The organism is Bradyrhizobium sp. UFLA05-109 (genome assembly GCF_054185165.1).
In genome coordinates this window covers 49,695-70,766 of record NZ_JBBIAR010000024.1, presented here as the reverse complement: position 1 = coordinate 70,766, position 21,072 = coordinate 49,695, and the positions used below count along the sequence as shown (strand labels likewise).

The 21,072-nt window shown below is 64.7% G+C and carries 21 protein-coding genes; 13 read left to right on the top strand and 8 right to left on the bottom strand.

Annotation, left to right across the window (positions count from 1 at the left end):
- Positions 1 to 43: 43 nt before the first annotated feature.
- Together Q3C01_RS19215 and Q3C01_RS19210 are read right to left on the bottom strand one after the other, a co-directional pair.
- Positions 44 to 382 carry a hypothetical protein gene (locus Q3C01_RS19215; protein ID WP_458146873.1) on the bottom strand — a complete coding sequence of 113 codons (339 nt, stop codon included), beginning with the start codon at positions 380 to 382 and terminating at the stop codon, positions 44 to 46.
- Positions 383 to 434: 52 nt separating this feature from the next.
- The gene (locus Q3C01_RS19210) at positions 435 to 1,160 is read right to left on the bottom strand and encodes an ArsR/SmtB family transcription factor (protein WP_458146872.1); all 726 of its coding nucleotides are present in this window, start codon (positions 1,158 to 1,160) and stop codon (positions 435 to 437) included.
- A gap of 117 nt (positions 1,161 to 1,277) precedes the next feature.
- On the opposite strand from Q3C01_RS19210, the gene Q3C01_RS19205 reads away from it, so the two are divergent.
- The 5 genes from Q3C01_RS19205 to Q3C01_RS19185 all read left to right on the top strand — a co-directional run bounded on the left by Q3C01_RS19205 (position 1,278) and on the right by Q3C01_RS19185 (position 6,628).
- Complete coding sequence (locus Q3C01_RS19205; protein ID WP_458146871.1) at positions 1,278 to 1,682, top strand: RidA family protein; 405 nt, start codon at positions 1,278 to 1,280, stop codon at positions 1,680 to 1,682.
- Positions 1,683 to 1,754: 72 nt separating this feature from the next.
- Positions 1,755 to 2,075, top strand: coding sequence for a hypothetical protein (locus Q3C01_RS19200; RefSeq protein WP_458146870.1), 321 nt, complete (start codon positions 1,755 to 1,757; stop codon positions 2,073 to 2,075).
- Positions 2,076 to 2,298: 223 nt separating this feature from the next.
- A complete protein-coding gene (locus Q3C01_RS19195) occupies positions 2,299 to 3,030 on the top strand; it encodes an outer membrane protein (protein WP_458146869.1) in 732 nt (243 codons plus the stop codon).
- Positions 3,031 to 3,195: 165 nt separating this feature from the next.
- A complete protein-coding gene (locus Q3C01_RS19190) occupies positions 3,196 to 5,337 on the top strand; it encodes a methyl-accepting chemotaxis protein (protein ID WP_458146868.1) in 2,142 nt (713 codons plus the stop codon).
- Between the two features lie 229 nt (positions 5,338 to 5,566).
- Positions 5,567 to 6,628 (top strand): MBL fold metallo-hydrolase, encoded by a 1,062-nt coding sequence (locus tag Q3C01_RS19185; RefSeq protein WP_458146867.1) that lies wholly within the window; start codon positions 5,567 to 5,569, stop codon positions 6,626 to 6,628.
- Positions 6,629 to 6,638: 10 nt separating this feature from the next.
- Here Q3C01_RS19185 and aroQ read toward each other — a convergent pair whose 3' ends face one another.
- On the bottom strand, positions 6,639 to 7,070 hold the full coding sequence (gene aroQ, locus Q3C01_RS19180) for a type II 3-dehydroquinate dehydratase (RefSeq protein ID WP_458146866.1): 432 nt from the start codon (positions 7,068 to 7,070) through the stop codon (positions 6,639 to 6,641).
- Positions 7,071 to 7,410: 340 nt separating this feature from the next.
- On the opposite strand from aroQ, the gene hemA reads away from it, so the two are divergent.
- Both hemA and Q3C01_RS19170 read left to right on the top strand, forming a co-directional pair.
- Complete coding sequence (gene hemA / locus Q3C01_RS19175; RefSeq protein WP_458146865.1) at positions 7,411 to 8,640, top strand: 5-aminolevulinate synthase; 1,230 nt, start codon at positions 7,411 to 7,413, stop codon at positions 8,638 to 8,640.
- A 317-nt stretch (positions 8,641 to 8,957) separates the two neighbouring features.
- Positions 8,958 to 12,467, top strand: a complete 3,510-nt coding sequence (locus Q3C01_RS19170; protein ID WP_458146864.1) for a PAS domain-containing hybrid sensor histidine kinase/response regulator — start codon at positions 8,958 to 8,960, stop codon at positions 12,465 to 12,467.
- Positions 12,468 to 12,556: 89 nt separating this feature from the next.
- Here the strand turns inward: Q3C01_RS19170 and Q3C01_RS19165 are convergent, their stop codons facing one another.
- Positions 12,557 to 13,228 (bottom strand): response regulator transcription factor, encoded by a 672-nt coding sequence (locus Q3C01_RS19165; RefSeq protein ID WP_458146863.1) that lies wholly within the window; start codon positions 13,226 to 13,228, stop codon positions 12,557 to 12,559.
- 343 nt (positions 13,229 to 13,571) lie between these two features.
- Here Q3C01_RS19165 and Q3C01_RS19160 point away from each other — a divergent pair, with 343 nt between their 5' ends.
- Positions 13,572 to 15,197, top strand: coding sequence for an MFS transporter (locus Q3C01_RS19160; RefSeq protein WP_458146914.1), 1,626 nt, complete (start codon positions 13,572 to 13,574; stop codon positions 15,195 to 15,197).
- A 96-nt stretch (positions 15,198 to 15,293) separates the two neighbouring features.
- Here the strand turns inward: Q3C01_RS19160 and Q3C01_RS19155 are convergent, their stop codons facing one another.
- Positions 15,294 to 15,758 carry a secondary thiamine-phosphate synthase enzyme YjbQ gene (locus Q3C01_RS19155; protein WP_458146862.1) on the bottom strand — a complete coding sequence of 155 codons (465 nt, stop codon included), beginning with the start codon at positions 15,756 to 15,758 and terminating at the stop codon, positions 15,294 to 15,296.
- Between the two features lie 150 nt (positions 15,759 to 15,908).
- On the bottom strand, positions 15,909 to 16,430 hold the full coding sequence (locus Q3C01_RS19150) for a hypothetical protein (protein WP_458146861.1): 522 nt from the start codon (positions 16,428 to 16,430) through the stop codon (positions 15,909 to 15,911).
- Between the two features lie 348 nt (positions 16,431 to 16,778).
- On the opposite strand from Q3C01_RS19150, the gene Q3C01_RS19145 reads away from it, so the two are divergent.
- From Q3C01_RS19145 to Q3C01_RS19125, 5 genes are all read left to right on the top strand, one after another.
- Entirely contained in the window at positions 16,779 to 17,153 is a 375-nt protein-coding gene (locus tag Q3C01_RS19145; protein WP_458146860.1) for an AtpZ/AtpI family protein, read from the top strand.
- Between the two features lie 107 nt (positions 17,154 to 17,260).
- Positions 17,261 to 18,010 (top strand): F0F1 ATP synthase subunit A, encoded by a 750-nt coding sequence (locus Q3C01_RS19140; protein ID WP_458146859.1) that lies wholly within the window; start codon positions 17,261 to 17,263, stop codon positions 18,008 to 18,010.
- Positions 18,011 to 18,064: 54 nt separating this feature from the next.
- A complete protein-coding gene (locus Q3C01_RS19135; protein ID WP_027521425.1) occupies positions 18,065 to 18,295 on the top strand; it encodes a F0F1 ATP synthase subunit C in 231 nt (76 codons plus the stop codon).
- 59 nt (positions 18,296 to 18,354) lie between these two features.
- Entirely contained in the window at positions 18,355 to 18,921 is a 567-nt protein-coding gene (locus tag Q3C01_RS19130) for a F0F1 ATP synthase subunit B (RefSeq protein ID WP_458146858.1), read from the top strand.
- Between the two features lie 5 nt (positions 18,922 to 18,926).
- Positions 18,927 to 19,412 carry a F0F1 ATP synthase subunit B family protein gene (locus Q3C01_RS19125; protein ID WP_458146857.1) on the top strand — a complete coding sequence of 162 codons (486 nt, stop codon included), beginning with the start codon at positions 18,927 to 18,929 and terminating at the stop codon, positions 19,410 to 19,412.
- Positions 19,413 to 19,681: 269 nt separating this feature from the next.
- On the opposite strand, the gene Q3C01_RS19120 is transcribed toward Q3C01_RS19125, so the two are convergent.
- Together Q3C01_RS19120 and Q3C01_RS19115 are read right to left on the bottom strand one after the other, a co-directional pair.
- Positions 19,682 to 20,362: a hypothetical protein gene (locus Q3C01_RS19120; protein ID WP_458146856.1), complete on the bottom strand. Its 681-nt coding sequence runs from the start codon at positions 20,360 to 20,362 to the stop codon at positions 19,682 to 19,684.
- A 104-nt stretch (positions 20,363 to 20,466) separates the two neighbouring features.
- Positions 20,467 to 21,054, bottom strand: coding sequence for a GNAT family N-acetyltransferase (locus tag Q3C01_RS19115; RefSeq protein WP_449379159.1), 588 nt, complete (start codon positions 21,052 to 21,054; stop codon positions 20,467 to 20,469).
- Between the last annotated feature and the right edge of the window lie 18 nt (positions 21,055 to 21,072).

The window sequence follows — 21,072 nt, the reverse complement described above, 5'->3', positions numbered from 1 at the left end:
TCGCCGCCTCCCCCGGACAGAACGTGCAGAACGTATGACGCGATCAGTCGCGCGGGCGCCGTGCCTCGCGATGGTGGGCGTTCTTCACCTTGGCGACCGCGTGCAGCATGGTCTTGAAGTCCTTGATTGCCTTGTCTCGCTTAAGCATCCCGTCGGCGTCCCCCTCCAGATGCTCGATGACCGCGAGCAGCGCGTCCGCGATCTGGCCGATCTGCTTGCCGTAGCTGCCGACATCCGACAGCACGTCCTTCTCGACCTCCGGCGCCGAGGATTGCCCGACCGTGATGTTGACCAGCCCGAGCTGGCCGCCGGTGGGGCTGAAGAACGACGGATAGATCGACTGAACGACATCCCCCGACAGGGGCAGCTTGAACACGGGCATGCAAATTCCCCTCGCTGACGCGCAACCGGCAAGGAGAGACTAGCATGGGAATTCACGAACGGGCATTTGAAGAACCGCGGCTGGCGTCGCTCAGGTCGACGCCAAATGTCTTGCGCAAGCCGATATGCCCGGCCGGCGTGATGCGCACGACCCGCGTGTCCCGATCGCGCCTCAGCCAGCCGAGCTCCAGGCAGCATCGTTGAATTTCCGCACCGACGTGGCCGGCGACGTGATAGCGGCGCTCGCTCCAGTCCAGGCACGGGCGGCAGAAAATTCGCCTGCTCCGGGACGTCGGTGCCAGCTCGGCACCGAACAGGGAGAGGAAACGCGTACCGGAAGCGGTCACCTCGCCGCCGTCGTCCGTAAGGACGACGTGCCCTTTGGCAACGAGGGCATCGGCGATGGCAACCCCCAGATGACCCGCCAGATGATCGTAGCAGGTGCGTGCAAAACGGAGCCGGTCATCGCCGATCGAACGCGGCTGGTGACGCGACGGAGCCTCGATGGCGGCGACAGCCTTGATGCTTTCCAGCATCCTCGCCACCAGAGGTGACGCGATGCGGTAGTAGCGGTTGCGACGCTTCTGCGTCACGCTGAGCAGCCTCGCACCGACCAGCTTGCCGAGATGTCCGCTAGCGGTGGACTTTGATACTCGCGCCCGCGCAGCGAGCTCGCTTGCAGTCAGCGCCTGTCCGCCCATGAGCGCGGCCAGCATGGTGGCACGGGCGGTGTCGCCAACCAATGCCGCCACCTCGACCATGTTTGCCGCCGCGACCATGGCTGATCCTATCGCGACGGCCGCAGCTCCACAACGGCGACAGTTCGGCAGCCGCCGAACCATTGACGGCCGGCATGCGGTAGCTTGGTGGCTGCCAGCAGGGCCAGGAGGAGCGACATGAAACGAATCCGCGTGGAGCCGATTTCGACTTATCTCGAACGCCGCCGCAAAGGCCCGATCTATCCGGTGGTCGTCGCCAACGGCCTGGTCTATCTGTCCGGACTGCCGCCCTTCGATCCCGAAACGGGCGAGATCAGACCACTGCCATTCGAGCGGCAGGCCGAAATCGTGCTCGACCAGATGAAGCGCTGCCTGGAAACGGCAGGCTCCGCGCTGAAACAGGTCATCAAGTGCAACGTCTATTGCACGCCCGCCCCCTCGCACTTCGCCGCGTTCAACGAGGTCTACGCCCGCTACTTCGAGGACGAATCCCCCGCGCGCATCTTCGTGCATGTCCCGTCGTGGCCGGGGCCATTCGACGTGGAGGTTGATTGCGTCGCTTTGGCAGGTCCCGGCGGATGAGACAGGCCCGCCTTCGGATCGGCCCGAATCAGCGCTAGTGCATTCACCTCGATTTCGCTGACTTGAGGTGACATGACCGGCCCCGAACTGAAGCAATTGCGCGCCGACCTGTCCGAGGCGCTCGGCCGGGAGCTGACGGTCGCCGACATGGCGAAGCTGTGCGGCCTGCCGGCTGCGAGCGGGACCGTGACGATCCGGCGCTGGGAGGTCCGCGGCCCGAGCGCGTCGGCGGCCAAGGTGCTCGGCGTGCTCGCGATGGCGAGCGAGCGCTATCCGATCCTGGAGAAGTTCGACATCTTCGATCGTCATACCATCGCAGAGAAGGACCGGCCCGCGCAGCGCGAAAAGTTTCGCGAGCAGATGCGCGAGGAGGTGCGCCGGCGCCTGGCGTAACGAAGAGCGGCCGATCGTCTCCACGAACGCTGCGCGTTAAGCTTTCCTTCACCGTTTCTTAAGCCGACGTTAAGCACGAAAAGCATTTACCCGCCAATACGTTGGGTTGGCGGCGACTGTGCCACGCATGCGACAGCATTTTAGTCAAAAGCCCGCTATCTGCCAAGGCAACGACGGCGCGGAAAGCGCGCCTGCCGGGAATGAAGTGTTGGAGTTAGAGACGATGAAGAAGATTCTGTTCGCGACCGTTGCGCTGCTCTCGTTGAGCGCGGCCGCGCCCGCCGTCGGCGCTGATCTCGGCGCCCGGCCCTATTACAACAAGGCGCCTGCGCCGGCTTATGTTTCGCCGATCTACAACTGGACCGGCTTCTATCTCGGTGCGCATCTCGGCGGCGCGTTCTCGAGCGACAACAATTTCAACGGCCTCTCCACCGGCAACAACGGAAATGGCCGCTTCCTCGGCGGTCTCCAGGCCGGCGCGGACTGGCAGTTCCACCCGAACTTCGTGGTCGGCGTCGAAGGCCAGTACTCCTGGCTGTCCGGCAGCGTCGGCGCGGTGTTCCCGAGCGGCTACGCCTACACCAACGACCAGCGCGGGCTCGGCTCGATCACCGGCCGCGTCGGCTACACCTGGGGCCCGGGCCTGCTCTACGTGAAGGGTGGCTACGCCTATTCCGACAACAACGAGCATGTGACACTCGGCGGGGCGCCGGTCGCGTTCGCGATCTCCGGCGATCATCGCAATGGCTACACCGTCGGGGCCGGTCTCGAATACATGTTCGCTCCGAACTGGTCGGCCAAGGCCGAGTATCAGTACTACAATTTCGGCAGCGCCACCTTCATCGCGCCGGCCGCGCTGGTGTCGGCCGGCAGCTTCACCACCGACGATCACACCGTGAAGGCGGGCGTCAACTACCGCTTCAATTGGGCCGGCCCAGCGGCTGCGCGTTACTGATCGCTAACCACACTGATCTTGCGAGGAGGGCCGGCAATCTTGCCGGCCCTTCTTTTTTCGCCATGTGGAAAGAGCGCAAGCAATTGCGTCACTTGCGATTTTTTAACTCGCTACCCCGATACTGCCGCCCGCAAAATATAAAGCAGTCGGCGTGGGGGAATTCTGATGGCGATCCGTATGAGCCTGGGCAGACTCAGGCCTCGTGTCTCGTTGCTGAAATGGGGTGTGCGCGGCAGCCTGTTCGCCGCCTTCGCGGTCATCGCCGGCATGGGCCTCGTGATCTCGGCAGGCGCCGGCTACGTGCTGCAAAATCTCGGCGAACGCATGGTCGATCTGAGCGGACGGGACATTCCGCGTCTCGCTGCAAGTCTGCAATTGTCGGCACTGAGCGCCAGCCTCGCCGCACAGGGTCCGGCGCTCCTTGCGGCGCCGAGCGAGGATGCGCTGAACGAGCACACCAGGAAGCTCAAGGAATTGCAGCAGCAGGTCCAGCAGAAGCTCGGCGAGATCATCGAGCTCGGCGCCGATAAGACGGTCGTCACGGGACTCAACGACACCATCAAGAATCTCAATGAGGCGGCGCAAAGCCTGACCTCGGCCGCGCGCGAGCGGCTCGACGTCGCGGCCCTTCACGACAAGCAATACGATGCGCTACGCAAGGCGCAGGGCGACTTCGTCGGCGCGGCCAGCCCCGCGATGCTCAACGCCCAGACCCAGGTGAACGCGATTCTCGGCTCCGCGAACCTTTCGGCCGAAGACGCCACCGAAGCCGCGCAGACCGTCGGCCAGCTCGGCAACGTCGTTGCCGCCGGCAATCTTGCGGCGGCCGACATGAGCGCGGCGCTTTCGGCCAATACCGCCGACAAGCTCGATGACATCCAGAAGGATTTCAAGACGGCGCAGGGACGCCTTCGCTCCAACCTCGACCTGCTGCCGGACAATCAGGGCAGCAAGATGCTGCGCGAGACGGCCGAAAAGCTGCTTGCGCTCGGCACCGGGAAGACCGGTGTGTTCAACCTGCGTGAGAAGGAGCTCGACGCCACCGACTACGGCCAGACCGTGCTCGATGAAACCCGCAAGCTCAATGTCGGCCTCGGCATCAGCGTGCAGCAACTGGTCGAAGGCGTGCAGAGGGAGACCAACGACTCGACCTTCCAGGCGCGCAGGCAGATTTCGTTCGCCACCATGGTCATGCTGGCGCTGGGCGCGTTGACCCTGGTCGGCTCGGCGCTATTCGTCTGGCTCTATGTCGGACGCAACATCCTGCGGCGCATCGGCGGACTGCAGCGCGCGATGCAATTGCTCTCCGCAGGCGACCTCGACACCGAGATTGCCCGCTCCAGGCACAATGACGAAATCAGCGCGATGACGGACACGTTGCAGGTGTTCCGCGAAGGCATGATCAAGGCCCGCTCGCTCTCGAGCGAGCAGGACAAGGACCGCGCTGCGAAGGCCGAGCGCGCCGCGCGCATGGAGGCGCAGATCGGATCGTTCGAAGGCACCGTGCGCACAGCGCTCGACAGCCTCGCCCAATCGGCCAATTCGATGCAGGCGACCGCGCAGAGCATGTCGTCGACGGCCGACCAGTCGAATGCGCTGGTCAACGCAGTGGCGTCAGCAGCGGAGGAGACCTCGGTCAACGTGCAGACGGTGTCGGCCGGTACCGAGCAATTGTCGTCGTCGATTGCCGAGATCAGCCGCCAGGTGGTCACCTCGGCCGAGATCGCAAAGAAGGCGGTCCACGAGGCCGGCGCGACCGACGCGACCGTGCAGGGCCTCGCAGACAGCGCGAGCCGCATCAGCGTGGTCGTCGATCTGATCCAGACCATCGCCTCGCAGACCAATCTGCTCGCCCTCAACGCCACGATCGAAGCGGCGCGTGCCGGCGAGGCCGGCCGCGGCTTCGCCGTGGTCGCCTCCGAAGTGAAGAGCCTCGCCAGCCAGACCGCGAAGGCGACGGATGAGATCCGCACCCAGATCGCCAGCATGCAGCAGGTCACGAGTTCTGCGGTCGGCGCGATCCGAGGCATCGGCCAGATCATCGGCGAGATCAACGACGTGACCACGACGATCGCCGCCGCTGTCGAGCAACAGGGCGCAGCGACGCGCGAGATCGCCCGCAACATCCAGCACGCCGCGGGGGGCACCAGCGAGGTCTCCAGCAACATCGTCGGCGTCTCCACGGCCTCGGCCGAAGCGGGTGCTGCGGCGACGGAAGTGCTGAGCGCCTCCGATGCGCTGCGCCGCGAGGCCGACGTGCTGCGCGGGGAGATCGACGCGTTCCTCAGCAATATCCGGGCGGCCTAGTCGCCGCCGCCGACATTCCGGGGCACTTACGCGCGCCCCTGGAATGACCGTGTATGCGTAGCCCGGATGGAGCGAAGCGCAATCCGGGGCATTTGCGCGTGAGAATTCCCGGATTTCGCTTCGCTCCATCCGGGCTACGGAAAACTACGGACGGAATGACCGCTATGCGGGGTTACTCCGCAGCGCTTTTCGGCTGGCGTCCCGCCCGATGTGCGGGTACCGATAGTCCATGCATTCGAAGAGCGACAGCGCGCAGTCCTCAGCCGAGGCGCTGCGCTACCCCTGGGAACAGCATCCCGGCCCCGAAGAGGTCGTGGAGGTGCGCCCCGGCGTGTTGTGGGTACGGCTCAAGCTGCCGTTCCGCCTCAACCATGTGAACATCTACCTGCTCGCCGACGGCGATGGCTATGCGATGATCGACTCTGGCTTCGGCAACGAGGAGACGATCGAGGCCTGGACAAAGCTGTTCGACGGGCCGCTGAGGGGCGTCCATATCACGCGCTTGATCGTCACCCATTCGCATCCCGACCATGTTGGCCTGGCGGGCTGGATCGTCGAGCGGTTCAACTGCCCGCTCGAGATGTCACAGGTCGAATATCTGCAATCGGTCTACCATCAGAACCGCGGCACCGAGGAGCGGCGCAACGCGCAGCGACTGTTCTTCCGCCGCCACGGCATGGACGAGACGCTAACCGACAAGCTGCTCGGCCGCGGCCAGGAATATCTGAAGCGCGTGTCGGTGCTGCCTGCCTCTTACCGCCGCATCTCGCATGGCGACGAGGTCGTGATCGGCACCCGCCGCTTCAAGGTCATCACCGGCGGCGGCCACGCGCTCGATCAGGTGATGCTGTACTGCGCCGACGACAAGCTGTTCCTCTCCGCCGACCAGGTGCTGAGCAAGATCTCGCCGAACGTCAGCGTCTGGGCGGTCGAGCCCGACCAGAACTCGCTCGGCGAGTATCTGGCCTCGCTCGCGAGCCTCACCACGACGTTGCCATATGACGTGCTGGTGCTGCCGGGCCACGGCGTGCCGTTCTTTGGGCTGAAGACCCGCATCAAGCAGCTCGCCGACCATCACGAGGAGCGCTGCCGCATGATCGCGGAAGCGTGCCGCGAGGTGCCGCAGACCTCGTCCCAGCTCGTGCCGGTCGTGTTCCACAAGCATGTGCTCGATGCCCACCAGATGGGCTTTGCCGCGGGCGAATTGATCGCCCACGTCAACTACATGCTGGTCGAGGGACGCCTGACCGCGGAAGAGAAGGACGGCGTGCTCCAGTTCAGGACGACCTGAGCGCCCGCCCTCACTGCATCTGCGCGATCGCGTGCATCGCCGCGATGTAGCCATAGGGCCCGAGCCCGCAGATCACGCCGGCTGCGACGAACGAAATCTTTGAATGCCGGTGATATTCGTCGCGGGCGTGGATGTTGGAGATGTGCACCTCCAGCACGGGGCCCTCGAACGCCTTGATCGCATCCATGATCGCGACCGAGGTGAAGGAGAAGCCAGCCGGATTGATGATGACGGCATCGGCATCCTGCCGCGCCAACTGGATCAGGTCGACGAGGATACCCTCGTGGTTGGACTGGTGGAAGGCGACCGTGAGATCGAGCCTCAAAGCAGCCTCCTCGCAGCTTGCCTTGATCTCGGCAAGCGTCGTCGTGCCATAGATGTGCGGCTCGCGCACGCCGAGGAGATTGAGGTTCGGGCCGTTCAGGATCATCACTCGTTTCATAGCGCTTCCCTTTGCAAGAGCTGTCCGCCCGGGGACGGCGGCACCGCAGCCGTTTCAGCCGCGCCCGGCCCAGCCGGTTCCGCGATCATGACCGGCGAAGCGACATGGACGAAATGTCCATGCCGCCGCGAGCGCGACCACGCAGCCCAAGCGCCGGCGCCCCGCCGCGTCGCGGCTGCGCTAGCCGGTTGATCCACATCAATTATTGCTGATGCCCCGCCGTTATGAATGGTCCTTCCCGCCGCATTGCCAAATGCGGGTTGGCGCATAGACATTAGAGCTTGAAAAGCTCTAAGAAGATTAGCCGCTTGGGCCCTTAAGTTCCGCTGCAGGTCTGCCGATGGATTACAGCCAGTACTTCTCTTCTGCCCTCGACCGCCTCCACGCCGAGCGGCGCTATCGCGTGTTCGCCGATCTCGAGCGCATGGCCGGCAGGTTCCCGCATGCGGTATGGCACTCGCCCAACGGCAAGCGCGACGTCGTGATCTGGTGCTCCAACGACTATCTGGGCATGGGCCAGCACCCGAAGGTGGTCGGCGCCATGGTCGAGACCGCGACCCGGGTCGGCACCGGTGCGGGCGGCACCCGCAACATCGCCGGCACCCACCATCCGCTGGTGCAACTCGAAGCCGAGCTCGCCGACCTCCACGGCAAGGAGGCTGCTCTCCTCTTCACCTCCGGCTACGTCTCGAACCAGACCGGGATTGCGACGATCGCAAAGCTCATCCCGAACTGCCTGATCCTGTCAGATGAGCTCAACCACAATTCGATGATCGAGGGCATCCGCCAGTCCGGCTGCGAGCGGATCGTGTTCCGCCACAACGATCTCGCCGATCTCGAAGCGCTCTTGAAGGCCGCCGGCCCGAACCGGCCGAAGCTGATCGCCTGCGAGAGCCTCTATTCGATGGACGGCGACGTCGCCCCGCTCGCCAGGATCTGCGACCTCGCCGAGAAATACGGCGCGATGACTTATGTGGATGAAGTCCACGCGGTCGGCATGTACGGTCCGCGCGGCGGCGGCATCGCCGAGCGTGACGGCGTCATGCATCGCATCGACATCCTGGAAGGCACGCTGGCGAAAGCCTTCGGCTGCCTCGGCGGCTATATCGCGGCCAACGGCCAGATCATCGACGCCGTGCGCTCCTATGCGCCGGGCTTCATCTTCACCACCGCGCTGCCGCCGGCAATCTGCTCGGCCGCAACCGCCGCGATCAAGCACCTGAAGACCTCGAGCTGGGAGCGCGAGCGCCACCAGGACCGCGCCGCCCGCGTCAAGGCGATCCTCGATGCCGCCGGCCTGCCGGTGATGTCGAGCGATACCCATATCGTGCCGCTGTTCGTTGGCGATCCCGAGAAGTGCAAGCAGGCCTCCGACCTGCTGCTCGAAGAGCACGGCATCTACATCCAGCCGATCAACTATCCCACCGTCGCCAAGGGCACCGAGCGGCTGCGCATCACGCCCTCGCCCTATCACGACGACGGCCTCATCGATCAGCTCGCCGAAGCCCTCCTCCAGGTCTGGGACCGCCTCGGCCTGCCACTGCGCCAGAAGTCGCTGGCGGCGGAGTAGGCTGCGTTTCACCCTCCCCTGGAGGGGGAGGGTCGATCGCGCGAAGCGCGAGCGGGGTGGGATGACAGTCTTTCCATTGAAGCGGTGTCCGAGGGGAGAGATCACCCCACCCCGCTTCGCATTGCGCTGCGCTGCATGCGAAGCGACCCCTCCCCTCCAAGGGAGGGTAAGCTCGCCTTGGGCTTAACGACGATGATGGTTCCTACGACAACCGGAAAAATGGCTGTCGCTTGCGGCAAGCTTAAGCGCTAGATTTTCTTCGGAAAATGAGATCGGACGCGGCTTTGGCCGCGACGCAAGGGAGAGGTTCCCCAGCAATGCTGCACGACTGGGGCGTGATCGCAGCCGCTTTCGGCTATATCGGCTTTCTGTTCCTGGTGGCGAGCCACGGCGACCGCCGCTCCCAGGCGCGGGCCGGCCGTGCCTCCGGCCTGATCTATCCGCTCTCGCTCGCGATCTACTGCACCTCCTGGACCTTCTTCGGCTCCGTCGGCTTCGCCACCCGCACCTCGACCGACTTCCTCGCGATCTATGTCGGCCCGGTCCTGATGATCGGGATCGGCACCGGCATTCTGCGCCGCGTGATCCAGCTCGCCAAGGCACAGAACATCACCTCGATCGCCGACTTCATCGGCGCGCGCTACGGCAAGAGCCAGGCGGTGGCGGCAACGGTCGCGCTGATCGCCATCATCGGCTCGGTGCCCTATATCGCCCTGCAGCTGAAGGCCGTCGCCTCCTCGCTCGAGACCATCTTGAGCGAGGACCAGGCCTTCTCCCACATCCCGATCCTCGGCGACATGGCGCTGATGGTGACGCTGGCGATGGCGGCCTTCGCCGTGCTGTTCGGCACGCGACAGACGGATGCCACCGAGCACCAGCACGGGCTGATGCTCGCGGTCGCGACCGAATCCATCGTCAAGCTGGTCGCGTTCCTCGCCGCCGGCGCCTTCGTCACCTTCTGGATGTTCTCGCCGCACGAATTGATCGAGCGCGCGATGAAGACGCCGGAGGCGGTGCGCGCCATCAACTATTCGCCCTCGATCGGCAACTTCCTGACCATGACGCTGCTGTCGTTCTGCGCGGTCATGCTGCTGCCGCGCCAGTTCCACGTCAGCGTGGTGGAGAACTCGTCCGATGCCGAAGTCGGCCGCGCGCGCTGGCTGTTCCCGCTCTATCTCGTCGCCATCAACGTCTTCGTGATCCCGATCGCGCTCGCCGGCCTCGTAACCTTCCCGTTCGGTGCGATCGACCCCGACATGTACGTGCTGGCGCTGCCGATGGCGGGCGGCAGCGACCTGCTCAGCGTCGGCATCTTCGTCGGCGGATTGTCGGCGGCGACCGCGATGGTGATCGTGGAATGCGTCGCGCTCTCCATCATGGTTTCCAACGATCTCGTGGTGCCGCTGGTGCTGAAGCGCCGGCCCGAGGGCCGCACCGGCGCCACGGATTTCATCGACTTCCTGCTGCGCTCCCGGCGGCTCGCGATCTTCGCCATCATGGTGATGGCCTATTTCTATTATCGCGCGCTTGGCAACACCCAGCTCGCGGCCATTGGTCTTCTGTCCTTTGCAGCCATCGCCCAGCTTGCGCCGAGCTTCTTCGGCGGCCTGTTGTGGCGGCGCGCCACCGCGCGCGGCGCCATCGGCGGGATGCTGGTCGGCTTCGCTGTGTGGCTCTACACGCTGTTCCTGCCGAGCTTCCTCGACTCCTCGACCTCGGGCATCCTGCTGCTACAGCACGGCCCGTTCGGCATCGAGGCGTTGCGGCCGCAGGCGCTGTTCGGCGCCGACCTGCCGCCGCTGCTGCATGGGGTCGCCTGGTCGCTGTCGCTCAACATCCTCACCTACGTGCTGCTCTCGCTGGCACGCCAGCCGAGCTCGATCGAGCTCGTGCAGGGCGACCTGTTCGTCCCCAACACGCTCGCGCCGATCGCACCGAATTTCCGCCGCTGGCGCACCACCGTCACCGTGCAGGACATCCAGAGCACGGTCGCGCAATATCTCGGGCCCGACCGCGCGCGGCATTCCTTCGAGGCCTTTGCGGCACGGCGCAATGTTCGGCTCGAAGCCGGGGCACCGGCCGATTTCGAGCTGCTGCAGCACGCCGAGCACATGATCGCCTCCTCGATCGGAGCGGCCTCCTCGCGGCTCGTGATGTCGCTCCTGCTGCGCAAGCGGACCGTGTCGGCAAAAGCCGCGCTCAAACTGCTCGACGATTCCCATGCGGCGCTGCATTTCAACCGCGAGATCCTCCAGACCGCGCTCAACCATGTGCGTCAGGGCATTGCGGTGTTCGATGAGGACCTGCAGCTGATCTGCTCGAACCGGCAGTTCGGCGAGTTGCTGAGCGTGCCGCCGCATTTCATCCAGTTCGGCACGCCGCTGCGGGAGATCCTGGAATTCATGGGCGCCGGCAACCCGGCGGAGGTCGACGACCACGAGGCGATGCTGGCACGACGGCTCATCGCCTATACGACCGATAGCGCGCCGTATCTGGAGCGCCTGCCCGATCGCCACCTGGTCATCGAGGTCCTGACCAATCGCATGCCGGGCGGCGGCTTCGTCATCACCTTTACCGACGTCACCCCGTCCTTCGAGGCGGCGGAAGCGCTGGAGCGCGCCAACGCATCGCTGGAAAAGCGGGTGCGCGACCGCACCGAGGAGCTGACACGGCTGAACTCGGAGCTGGCCCAGGCGAAGAGCACCGCCGAGGACGCGAACATTTCCAAGACGCGCTTCCTCGCGGCGGCGAGCCATGACATCCTCCAGCCGCTGAACGCCGCGCGGCTCTACGCCACGAGCCTGGTCGAGCGTCAGCATGGCGGCGAAGAGACGCGGCTGGTCGAGAACATCGACGAATCGCTCCAGGCGATCGAGGAGATCCTGGGCGCGCTGCTCGACATCTCGCGGCTGGATGCGGGCGCCATGACGACCTCGATCTCGAGCTTCAAGATCGGCGACCTGATGCGGTCGCTGGAGATCGAGTTCGCGCCGATCGCCCGCGCCAAGGGCTTGCGGCTGACCTTCATGCCCTGCTCGCTGGCGGTCAAATCGGACCGGCTGCTGCTGCGGCGCCTGCTGCAGAACCTGATCTCCAACGCGATCAAATACACGCCGCGCGGGCGCGTTTTAGTCGGCTGCCGCCGCCAGGGACAATCGCTGAAAGTCTGCGTCTACGACACCGGCGTCGGCATCCCGACCGTGAAGCGCGCCGAGATCTTCAAGGAATTCCACCGCCTCGAACAGGGCGCGCGGATTGCGCGCGGCCTGGGCCTTGGTCTGTCGATCGTCGAGCGCCTGGCGCGCGTGCTCAAGCACGGCATCGCCATCGATGCCAATGCGAGCGGCGGCTCGATGTTCTCGGTGACGGTGCCGACCGCGAAGGCGGCGACCCATACCGCAGCCGTGACCAGCGCCACACCGCTCGCGCGCGCGCCGATTGCCGGCGCGCTGATCGTGTGCATCGAGAACGACGCGGCGATCCTCGACGGCATGCGCACGCTGCTGAAAGCCTGGGACGCCGAGGTCATCGCGGTCGCAGACCCCGAGGGCGCGATCAGTGCGATCGAAGCCGCCGGACGTAACGTGACGGGCCTGCTCGTCGACTATCATCTCGACCGCGGCAACGGCATCGCCGCCATCCGCGACATCCGTCGCCGCTTCGGTGACAATCTTCCGGCGATCCTGATCACCGCCGACCGCAGCCCGGCCGTCCAGGTCGCCGCGCGCGAGGAGCAGATCGCCGTGCTGAACAAGCCGGTGAAGCCCGCCTCGCTCCGCGCCCTTCTCGGGCAATGGCGCACCCAGCAGATGGTGGCGGCGGAGTGAGATGACGTCATTGCGGGGCGCGAAACGAACCCGGAATCTCGAGATTCCGGGTTCGTTGCTTCGCATCGCCCCGGAATGACAGCTTGGTTCTACTGCGTCGGCGTGCCCTGCTTCCACTGGCCGCCGGCGATCTTGGCGGCGGCGATCACGGCCTGGGTGCGGCTCTCGACGCCAAGCTTCTGCAGGATCGCGGAGACGTGGGCCTTGATGGTCGCCTCGGAGACACCGAGCTCATAGGCGATCTGCTTGTTGAGGAGACCTTCCGACAGCATCATCAGCACCCGCACCTGCTGCGGCGTCAGCGTCACCAGACGGTCGCGCAGACGCATCATGTCGGGATCGGCGGCCGAGTTGAGGTCGGTATCCGGCGGGACCCAGACGTCGCCATCCATCACCTTCAGGATGGCGTCACGCAGGGTCTCGACGCCGAACCGCTTGGGTATGAAACCGGAGGCGCCGAAGTCGAGGGAACGGCGGATCGTGGCGCTGTCGTCCGACGCCGAGACGATGACCACGGGGATCGCCGGATATTGCGCACGCAGATAGATCAGGCCGGAAAAGCCCGAGATTCCCGGCATCGACAGGTCGAGCAGGACCAGGTCGACGTCGGAATCCTGTTCCAGGAGCTTGGTCAGGTCCTCAAACGATCCGGCCTCGTCGACCCGCGCTGAAGTCAGAACGCCGGCCACGGCCTGGCGCAGCGCATCGCGGAACAGCGGATGGTCATCGGCGATGACGAGGCGGGTTGCGGGAGCGTTCATCGATCTCTTGCTGTCATTGTGGTCGGGCCAGCTAGCCAGGCGCCGGCGGGGCAATTCTTCCCCGAGCGGCCGTGGCATGCAAGCCCACATTATCCCTTTGCGGCAAAGGGGTTAATCCCGATCTTCCACCTCCCGGGGCGTTGCATGCCAGCAGCCGTCAGCCACGCGTCAGTGCGAAAGGCCAAAAGTCGTATTGGGACCGGTTTCACGGCGATGTTACCTTGGGGGTAAGCAAGCCCAGAAGCCGCCGGCTGAGTCCGGACATCTGGGAGCGAGGAAACGATTTACGGGGAGCGACTTCAACATGACGACAATGACTGTGTCCCGTGCTGGCGCAGGAGGCATGACGAAGGACGAACGGTTCGTCATTCTCGCCTCATCGCTCGGCACCGTCTTCGAGTGGTACGACTTCTACCTCTACGGCTCGCTGGCCGGCATCATCGGTTTGCAATTCTTCTCGGACTATCCGCCAGCAACCCGTGACATCTTCGCGCTGCTGGCGTTCGCCGCCGGCTTCCTGGTCCGTCCGTTCGGCGCCATCGTGTTCGGCCGCGTCGGCGATATCGTCGGCCGCAAATACACCTTCCTCGTCACCATCCTGATCATGGGTCTGTCGACCTTCATCGTCGGCCTGCTGCCGAACGCCGCGACCATCGGCTTCGCAGCTCCGGTGATCCTCATCGCGCTGCGCCTCGCCCAGGGTCTCGCGCTCGGCGGCGAGTATGGCGGTGCGGCGACCTACGTCGCCGAGCACGCGCCGAACGGCAAGCGCGGCTACTACACCTCCTTCATTCAGACCACCGCGACCCTCGGCCTCTTCCTGTCGCTGCTGGTGATCCTGTTCACCCGCACCGCGACCGGCGAAGCCGAGTTCGCGAAGTGGGGCTGGCGCATTCCGTTCCTGGTCTCGGTGCTCTTGCTTGGCGTCTCGGTCTGGATCCGGCTCCGCCTCAATGAATCGCCGATCTTCCAGAAGATGAAGGACGAAGGAAAGAGCTCGAAGGCGCCGCTGACGGAGGCCTTCGCCAACTGGCAGAACGGCAAGCTCGTGCTGCTCGCTCTGCTCGGCGGCACCATGGGCCAGGGCGTGGTCTGGTACACCGGCCAGTTCTACGCGCTGTTCTTCCTGCAATCGATCCTGAAGGTCGACGGCTACACCGCCAACCTGCTGATCGCCTGGTCGCTGCTGTTCGGCACCGGCTTCTTCGTCGTGTTCGGCGCGCTGTCCGACAAGATCGGCCGCAAGCCGATCATCCTCGGCGGCTGCCTGATCGCGGCGCTGACCTTCTTCCCGATCTTCAAGATGATCACCACCAACGCCAACCCGGCGCTGGAGAAGGCGATCGAAGCCGGCAAGGTCGAGGTGTGGGCAGATCCAGCAGGCTGCGGCGACCTGTTCAACCCGGTCGGCACCCGCGTCTTCACCGCGCCTTGCGACACCGCACGCGCCTTCCTGTCGCAGTCGTCGGTCAAATACGTGACGATGCCCGGCGCAGCCGGCTCCGGCGTCAAGGTCGTCGTCAACGGCACGGAAGTGCCCTACGCCAACGCCAAGGACAGCAACCCGGCCGTCCTCGCGGCGGTGCAGGCAGCCGGTTATCCCAAGGCGGGTGACCCCGGCATCGTGAAGATGGCGCATCCGTTCGACATCTTCCGTCCGCAGGTGGCCGCGATCATCGGTCTGCTGTTCATCCTGGTGATCTTCGTCACCATGGTCTACGGGCCGATCGCGGCGATGCTGGTCGAACTGTTCCCGACCAAGATCCGCTACACCTCGATGTCGCTGCCCTATCACATCGGCAACGGCTGGTTCGGCGGATTGCTGCCGGCGACCGCGTTCGCGATCGTGGCCTCGACCGGCGACATCTATGCCGGCCTCTGGTATCCGATCGTGTTCGCGGTGATCACTGCCGTGGTCGGCTTCCTGTTCCTGCCCGAGACCAAGGACGTCGACATCAAGTCGACCTGATCGCGCAAGCTGCCGGCGCCGGCCGCCGACGCAAGCCGAAATGCAAACCGGCCGCGAAATTCGCGGCCGGTTTTGTTTTGTCAGCGCGCTCGCCGGTCAGACCGTCTGGCCGATGAATTGCAGCACGATTTCGCGCCGGTGCGGCGCCCTGCGATGCTCGACCAGATAGATCCCCTGCCAGGTGCCGAGTGCCAGCTCGCCCTTCAGGACCGGCACCTGGAGCGACGTCTCCGTCAGCATGGTCTTGATATGCGCAGGCATGTCATCGGGTCCCTCGGTGTCGTGCACCCAACCGGCATTTTCCGGGGCAAGCCGCGACAGCGCCGTGGTGAGATCGGTGAGCACGGAGGGATCGGCATTTTCCTGGATCGTCAGCGACGCCGAGGTATGACGGATGAACAGCGTCAACGCACCCTCGCGCGCGCGAACATCGTGCACGAATTTTGCCACTTCCGCCGTGAGGTCGACGAAGCCGCGGCCTGAGGTGTGCACGGTCAGTAGCGATGTGCTGATCGTCGTGGGCTGCACGGTCGATGGCGCAGAGCGCGTCGTTGACGTCATCGAAACTCTTTCAATTCGGATACTGCCGCAGGGTGGGCAAAGCGAAGCGTGCCCACCTATTCTGTTGCAATCGTGGAAAGACGGTGAGCACGGCGCTTCGCGCCTTTGCCCACGCTACGAAGGCTCAACGCATCGGCAGGCCAGCGGGTCCTAAATCTTCCCCGACACGTCCTTCTGCACGCGGTTGGCCATCTCGATCAACCGCCGCCAGGCGCGCTCCAGGAACGACACCACGCGGTCGACGTCCTGATCGCTCGGCAGCGGGACCTCGATCTTGCGATTGTTCTCTGCGGCTTTCGGTTCGGCCTTCTTCAGCGAGTCGGATTTCGGCAGCGCATCGTCGATCTTGCCGGAGACGGTCGGCCCGGCGGCCAGCTGCGCCTTCAGCTTCTCGAGCTCGGCCTGCAGGCGGCCGATCTCGGCGTCGAGCGCGGAGCGCTCGTCGGGAACGGCGTAGCAGGCCCAGCCCGTCCCATTGTTCGAGCATGTGGACACGACCCCGGTACGCGTATCGAGCCGCAGCACGCCGTCCGGGGTCGGCGTCATGGTGTAGCGGCCGTTCTCGCTGTCCGGCGCCGCCTGCGCGAAAACAAGACTGCCGCCCGCCGCGACCGCCACGGCAATGACAGCCGCCGAGACCCATGATGCTCTGGATGACGTCGCTGACCTCATGGCGCTGCTCCGTCCGAAGATGATGTGAACCTGCCCGCAATCCTACACCCCGCGCGCCAAAAACGCGCCGGCGGGACGACTGATTTCCGCATCTCGTTCGATATCCGTGGAGCGACCAAATCCAGGCAGGGCCCGCGGATTGCGGCGCGAGCTGCTGCGGTGCGGCGTCATGCTGTGTGCAGCGCTGGGGAACGCAGCGATATCGCAAGCAAGATCAATGAGATAAACGAAAACGACGCAATCGTGACTTGGCTTGACTTGATTATGTGCGGTCAGTATGGTCCGCGCGGCTTTCGAGGGTGGCGGGCGTAATTTCCATTCAACCGCGGCGTTTCGGGTCTTCGTTGCATGAGTACAGGCACGGGGCACGGCGAGAATGGAAATGGCGATAAATCGCCTGAGGAGGCTGCGCTTTCCGCAAGGCTCGGAAGTCTTAATCAGCGGTTGTCCGAATTTCGCGACCGCAGGATCAAGACCGAGCAACCCGCAGGTGAAGGTGGAGACGAAGCGGCCAGAGCCTCGGCGATGGCGGTTGGTTTCCGGCTATCCTCCGAGTTGATCGCCGGGGTCATTGTCGGAGCGGGGATTGGCTGGGGGTTCGACCGCTTGCTGTCGACGTCGCCTTTCGGATTTATCGTGTTCCTGCTGCTTGGCTTCGTGGCTGGCGTGGTGAACGTGGTGAGATCGGCGGGCGCGGGTCAAAACAGGCGCAGTGGTTCGTAGCCCCTCTGGCCAGAGGAATTGATCGTGCCGGCCTCGCCGGTACGGGCCGGCCCGGCCGGCGACCGAGACCCGCCGGCTTGCCCGGCAGACCGAGAGATGCCGCGCGGATGACAATCGACCCGATCCATCAGTTCAATATCGAGCCTCTCTTCACGATCGGCCATATCGGCAGCCACACGATCGCCTTCACCAATTCGTCGCTCTACATGCTCGTGGCGGTGGCGGTGATCTCGCTCCTGATGCTCGCCAGCGGCACGCAGCTCGTGCCCGGCCGCCTGCAGTCGGTCGCCGAAATCTCCTACGAATTCGTCGCGACCATGATCCGCAGCAACGCCGGCGCGGAAGGCATGAAGTTCTTCCCGCTGATCTTCTCGCTGTTCATGTTCATCGCCATCTCGAACCTGATCGGCATCATCCCCTACACCTTCACGGTCTCGAGCCAGCTGATCATTACCGCGACGCTCGCGCTGCTGGTCTTCTTCACCGTCCTGATCTACGGTGTCTACAAGAACGGTCTGAAATTCTTCAAAATTTTTGTCCCGCACGGCGTTCCCGGCTACATCCTGCCGCTGGTGATGTTCATCGAGATCCTGTCGTTCTTACTGCGGCCGGTCTCGCACAGCGTGCGTCTGTTCGCCAACATGCTGGCCGGCCACATCGCGCTGAAGGTATTCGCGGGCTTCGTCGCCATGCTCGGCGTCTCGCTCGGCGCCGTCGGCTGGATCGGCGGCGTGATGCCGCTCGCCCTTACCGTCGCGCTCACCGCGCTCGAACTTTTGGTCGCGTTCCTCCAGGCCTATGTGTTCGCGATCCTGACCTGCATCTACCTCAACGACGCCCTTCATCCCGGACACTGAGCGGTCCGGGGAATTTCCACCCACAACCCAATCTTTCTTTCCAAGGAGTCAAAAATGGATCCGGCAGCAGCAAAACTTATCGGCGCGGGCATCGCGTGCATCGGCATGGGCGGTGCGGGCGTCGGCGTTGGCGTCCTCTTCGGCAACTACCTCGCAGCCGCAGTGCGCAATCCGTCGGCCGCTCAGGGCCAGTTCGGCAACCTGATCTTCGGCTTCGCCGTGACCGAAGCGCTCGGCATCTTCTCGCTGCTGATCGCGCTGCTTCTGCTGTTCGTTCCGCTCTGAGGAGGTATTCGCGCCGCCCGACCTACGGGCGGCGCGCATGACAGCAACAGGAGATCTCCATGGCTGAGAGTCATGGCGGGGCAAAAGGCCCGGAGGCCAATGCTCACACCGAGGCCGAGGGCGGTCACCACGGCGGCGGCTTTCCGCCGTTCGACAGCAGCACCTTTCCATCGCAATTGGTGTCGCTCGCGATCTTCTTCGTCGCGCTCTATCTGATCGTGTCGCGCATTGCGCTGCCGCGCGTCGGCGGCGTGATCGAGGCACGTCAGAACAAGATCGACGGTGATCTGGCCGAGGCGCAGAAGCTGAAGGACCAGTCCGACGCGGCGCTGAAGGCCTATGAAGGCGAGCTCGCTTCGGCGCGTTCGCGCGCCCAGGCGATCAGCAACGAGACCCGCGAAAAGTCGAATGCGCAGGCGGAAGCCGAACGCAAGACGCTGGAAGAGCAATTGGCGAAAAAGCTTGCCGAGGCAGAGAAGACCATTGCCTCGACACGCACCACCGCCATGAGCAACGTCCGCGGCATCGCGGCCGATGCGGCCGGCTCGATCGTGCAGCGGCTGACCGGCGTCGTTCCCGACGCAGCGTCGGTCAACGCAGCGGTCGATGCGTCCCTGAAAGGTTAGTCGAGATGTTCTTCGAACCTGAATTTTGGGTCGCCGTCGCCTTTGTGATCCTGATGGTCGTGTTTGGCTATCTCGGCATTCACAAGACCGTGCTGACCACGCTCGACCATCGCGCCGAGCGTATCAAGGCCGAGCTCGACGACGCCCGGCGCCTGAAGGAAGAGGCCGCCAAGGTGCTCGCCGACTACAAGGCGCGCAGCGCCAGCGCCGAACGTGAGGCGCAGGACATCATCGCCAACGCAAAGGCCGAAGCCGAGCGCATCGCGGCCGAGGCCAAGGCGAAGATGGAGGATTTCGTCGCCCGCAGAACCAAGACCGCGGAGAGCAAGATTGCGCTCGCCGAGGCCCAGGCGCTCGCCGACGTCCGCGCCGCAGCCGCAGAGGCCGCCGTCCAGGCTGCTTCCACGATCCTGTCGCAGTCGGTCAAGGGCCAGGTCGCCGACGACCTGCTCGCCAAGGGCATCACCGAGGTTCGGCAGAAGCTGAACTGAGGCGAGCTTCCTCACAAATCAAAAAGCCGGCGCGATGAGCGCCGGCTTTTTTGTTGGCTGATTGGTCCATCCAAAATCTCGGTGTCATGCCCCGGCTCGACTGGGCGATCCAGTATTCCAGAGACGGAGAATGATACGGAAAGGCTGCGGCGTACTGGATGCTCCGGTCCCGTCTCCGCCAAGGCTCCGACGAGGCTCGCGAACTCGGCTCGCCGAAGCTTCAGCGGAGGCGGCAAGCCGGGGCATGACAGCGTGTTATTTAACGCGGCCTACTTCTTCTTCCTCGGCGCCGGCTTCGACGATCCCGACAACGCCTGCGGGTCGAAGCCGACGTAGAAGATGTAGGAATCGGCGGCTGCCGCCGACGGCATCGGATAGACCATGTCCTCCGCGACGAAGGTGAAGGGCACGCTGCCGTCTTCTGACATTGCCACCGTGGTGCGATAGGCCTTCGACCCGATCACCTTTTCGCCGACGCCGCCCTGCACCACCGCGACACGCAACGGAATCTCGACGGATGAGGGTGCACCGGCAGGGCCGGCGACGATACGACCCTGAATACCGATCCGCGCGGTGATCTCGCTGCCGTTGCGGACGCATTCGCGCGCCATCTTGGTAATCGAGGCCTGGTAGCGCACATCGTTGCCGACCGCCTGCTTGCCAGGGACGGCCACGGCATAGGTGGATGCGCCGGCACGCACCGTGACCGGCGGGCAGTCGACCTCGGTCTGGGCGTCGGCCGGCTGGCCGGGCGCCGGCGTCGTGGTCTGGGCCGGCGGCTCGTCCGAGGACCCGCCGAACAGGCTCTTGAAGCGGTCAGTCAGCGACTGCGCCGCCGCAGGCGAAGCCGCCGCGAACACAATCGATAATGCCAGTGCGATCACCGGACCTCGCCGCAGCGCGGTCTGCGAGGACCGAAGCTCTCTCACCTTCAAGGGGCCATACTCCATGACAATGTGCCGGCAGATCGCCGGCCTGCTGCGCGTTATATCGTCAAAATCGGCGAACCCAAGGCAAACGATAGGGCAACACGACAGGGCAAGTTTCGGCTTGGTTAGCCGCGGAAATCCTCGTGCAGCAGGCCGAACAGCAGATGGTCCTGCCAGACCCCGTTGATGCAGAGATAGCGACGCGCCAGCCCCTCGCGGGAGAAGCCGCATTTCTCCAGCACGCGGATCGACGGCGCATTGGTGGGGATGCAGGCGGCCTCCACCCGGTGCAGGTTGAGCTCGCCGAACAGGGTCGGTAGCAGCACCCGCAGCGCCGCGGTCATATAGCCGCGATGGGCATAGGACTGCCCGACCCAATAGCCGATCGTCCCGGCTTGAACGATGCCGCGGCGGACATTCGCAAGGGTGATGCCGCCGACCATAGCACCGTCGAGTTCCCGAAAGATCAGGAACGGATAGGACCGGTCCGCGGCGATATCCTCGGCATAGCGACGCAAGCGCCGGCGGAAGCCGGAGCGCGTGAGATCATCGGACGGCCAGATCGGCTCCCAAGGCGTCAGGTAATCCCGGCTTCCCTCGCGCAGGTGCGCCCACTGCAGGAAGTCGGACATCTGCGGCGCGCGCAACAGCAGCCCGTTACCACGTGGGGCGAGGGCGGCAGGTCCACTGGATGGCAAACGAAAAAGGGCCATGTGATGCTTCCCGGGGGC

What these genes read in the sequence shown, in the direction of transcription:
- Q3C01_RS19215 (WP_458146873.1), bottom strand. Translation starts at nt 382, where the DNA reads ATGCCCGTGTTCAAGCTGCCCCTGTCGGGGGATGTCGTTCAGTCGATC.
- Q3C01_RS19210 (WP_458146872.1), bottom strand. Translation starts at nt 1,160, where the DNA reads ATGGTCGCGGCGGCAAACATGGTCGAGGTGGCGGCATTGGTTGGCGAC.
- Q3C01_RS19205 (WP_458146871.1), top strand. Translation starts at nt 1,278, where the DNA reads ATGAAACGAATCCGCGTGGAGCCGATTTCGACTTATCTCGAACGCCGC.
- Q3C01_RS19200 (WP_458146870.1), top strand. Translation starts at nt 1,755, where the DNA reads ATGACCGGCCCCGAACTGAAGCAATTGCGCGCCGACCTGTCCGAGGCG.
- Q3C01_RS19195 (WP_458146869.1), top strand. Translation starts at nt 2,299, where the DNA reads ATGAAGAAGATTCTGTTCGCGACCGTTGCGCTGCTCTCGTTGAGCGCG.
- Q3C01_RS19190 (WP_458146868.1), top strand. Translation starts at nt 3,196, where the DNA reads ATGGCGATCCGTATGAGCCTGGGCAGACTCAGGCCTCGTGTCTCGTTG.
- Q3C01_RS19185 (WP_458146867.1), top strand. Translation starts at nt 5,567, where the DNA reads ATGCATTCGAAGAGCGACAGCGCGCAGTCCTCAGCCGAGGCGCTGCGC.
- aroQ (WP_458146866.1), bottom strand. Translation starts at nt 7,070, where the DNA reads ATGAAACGAGTGATGATCCTGAACGGCCCGAACCTCAATCTCCTCGGC.
- hemA (WP_458146865.1), top strand. Translation starts at nt 7,411, where the DNA reads ATGGATTACAGCCAGTACTTCTCTTCTGCCCTCGACCGCCTCCACGCC.
- Q3C01_RS19170 (WP_458146864.1), top strand. Translation starts at nt 8,958, where the DNA reads ATGCTGCACGACTGGGGCGTGATCGCAGCCGCTTTCGGCTATATCGGC.
- Q3C01_RS19165 (WP_458146863.1), bottom strand. Translation starts at nt 13,228, where the DNA reads ATGAACGCTCCCGCAACCCGCCTCGTCATCGCCGATGACCATCCGCTG.
- Q3C01_RS19160 (WP_458146914.1), top strand. Translation starts at nt 13,572, where the DNA reads ATGACGAAGGACGAACGGTTCGTCATTCTCGCCTCATCGCTCGGCACC.
- Q3C01_RS19155 (WP_458146862.1), bottom strand. Translation starts at nt 15,758, where the DNA reads ATGACGTCAACGACGCGCTCTGCGCCATCGACCGTGCAGCCCACGACG.
- Q3C01_RS19150 (WP_458146861.1), bottom strand. Translation starts at nt 16,430, where the DNA reads ATGAGGTCAGCGACGTCATCCAGAGCATCATGGGTCTCGGCGGCTGTC.
- Q3C01_RS19145 (WP_458146860.1), top strand. Translation starts at nt 16,779, where the DNA reads ATGAGTACAGGCACGGGGCACGGCGAGAATGGAAATGGCGATAAATCG.
- Q3C01_RS19140 (WP_458146859.1), top strand. Translation starts at nt 17,261, where the DNA reads ATGACAATCGACCCGATCCATCAGTTCAATATCGAGCCTCTCTTCACG.
- Q3C01_RS19135 (WP_027521425.1), top strand. Translation starts at nt 18,065, where the DNA reads ATGGATCCGGCAGCAGCAAAACTTATCGGCGCGGGCATCGCGTGCATC.
- Q3C01_RS19130 (WP_458146858.1), top strand. Translation starts at nt 18,355, where the DNA reads ATGGCTGAGAGTCATGGCGGGGCAAAAGGCCCGGAGGCCAATGCTCAC.
- Q3C01_RS19125 (WP_458146857.1), top strand. Translation starts at nt 18,927, where the DNA reads ATGTTCTTCGAACCTGAATTTTGGGTCGCCGTCGCCTTTGTGATCCTG.
- Q3C01_RS19120 (WP_458146856.1), bottom strand. Translation starts at nt 20,362, where the DNA reads ATGGAGTATGGCCCCTTGAAGGTGAGAGAGCTTCGGTCCTCGCAGACC.
- Q3C01_RS19115 (WP_449379159.1), bottom strand. Translation starts at nt 21,054, where the DNA reads ATGGCCCTTTTTCGTTTGCCATCCAGTGGACCTGCCGCCCTCGCCCCA.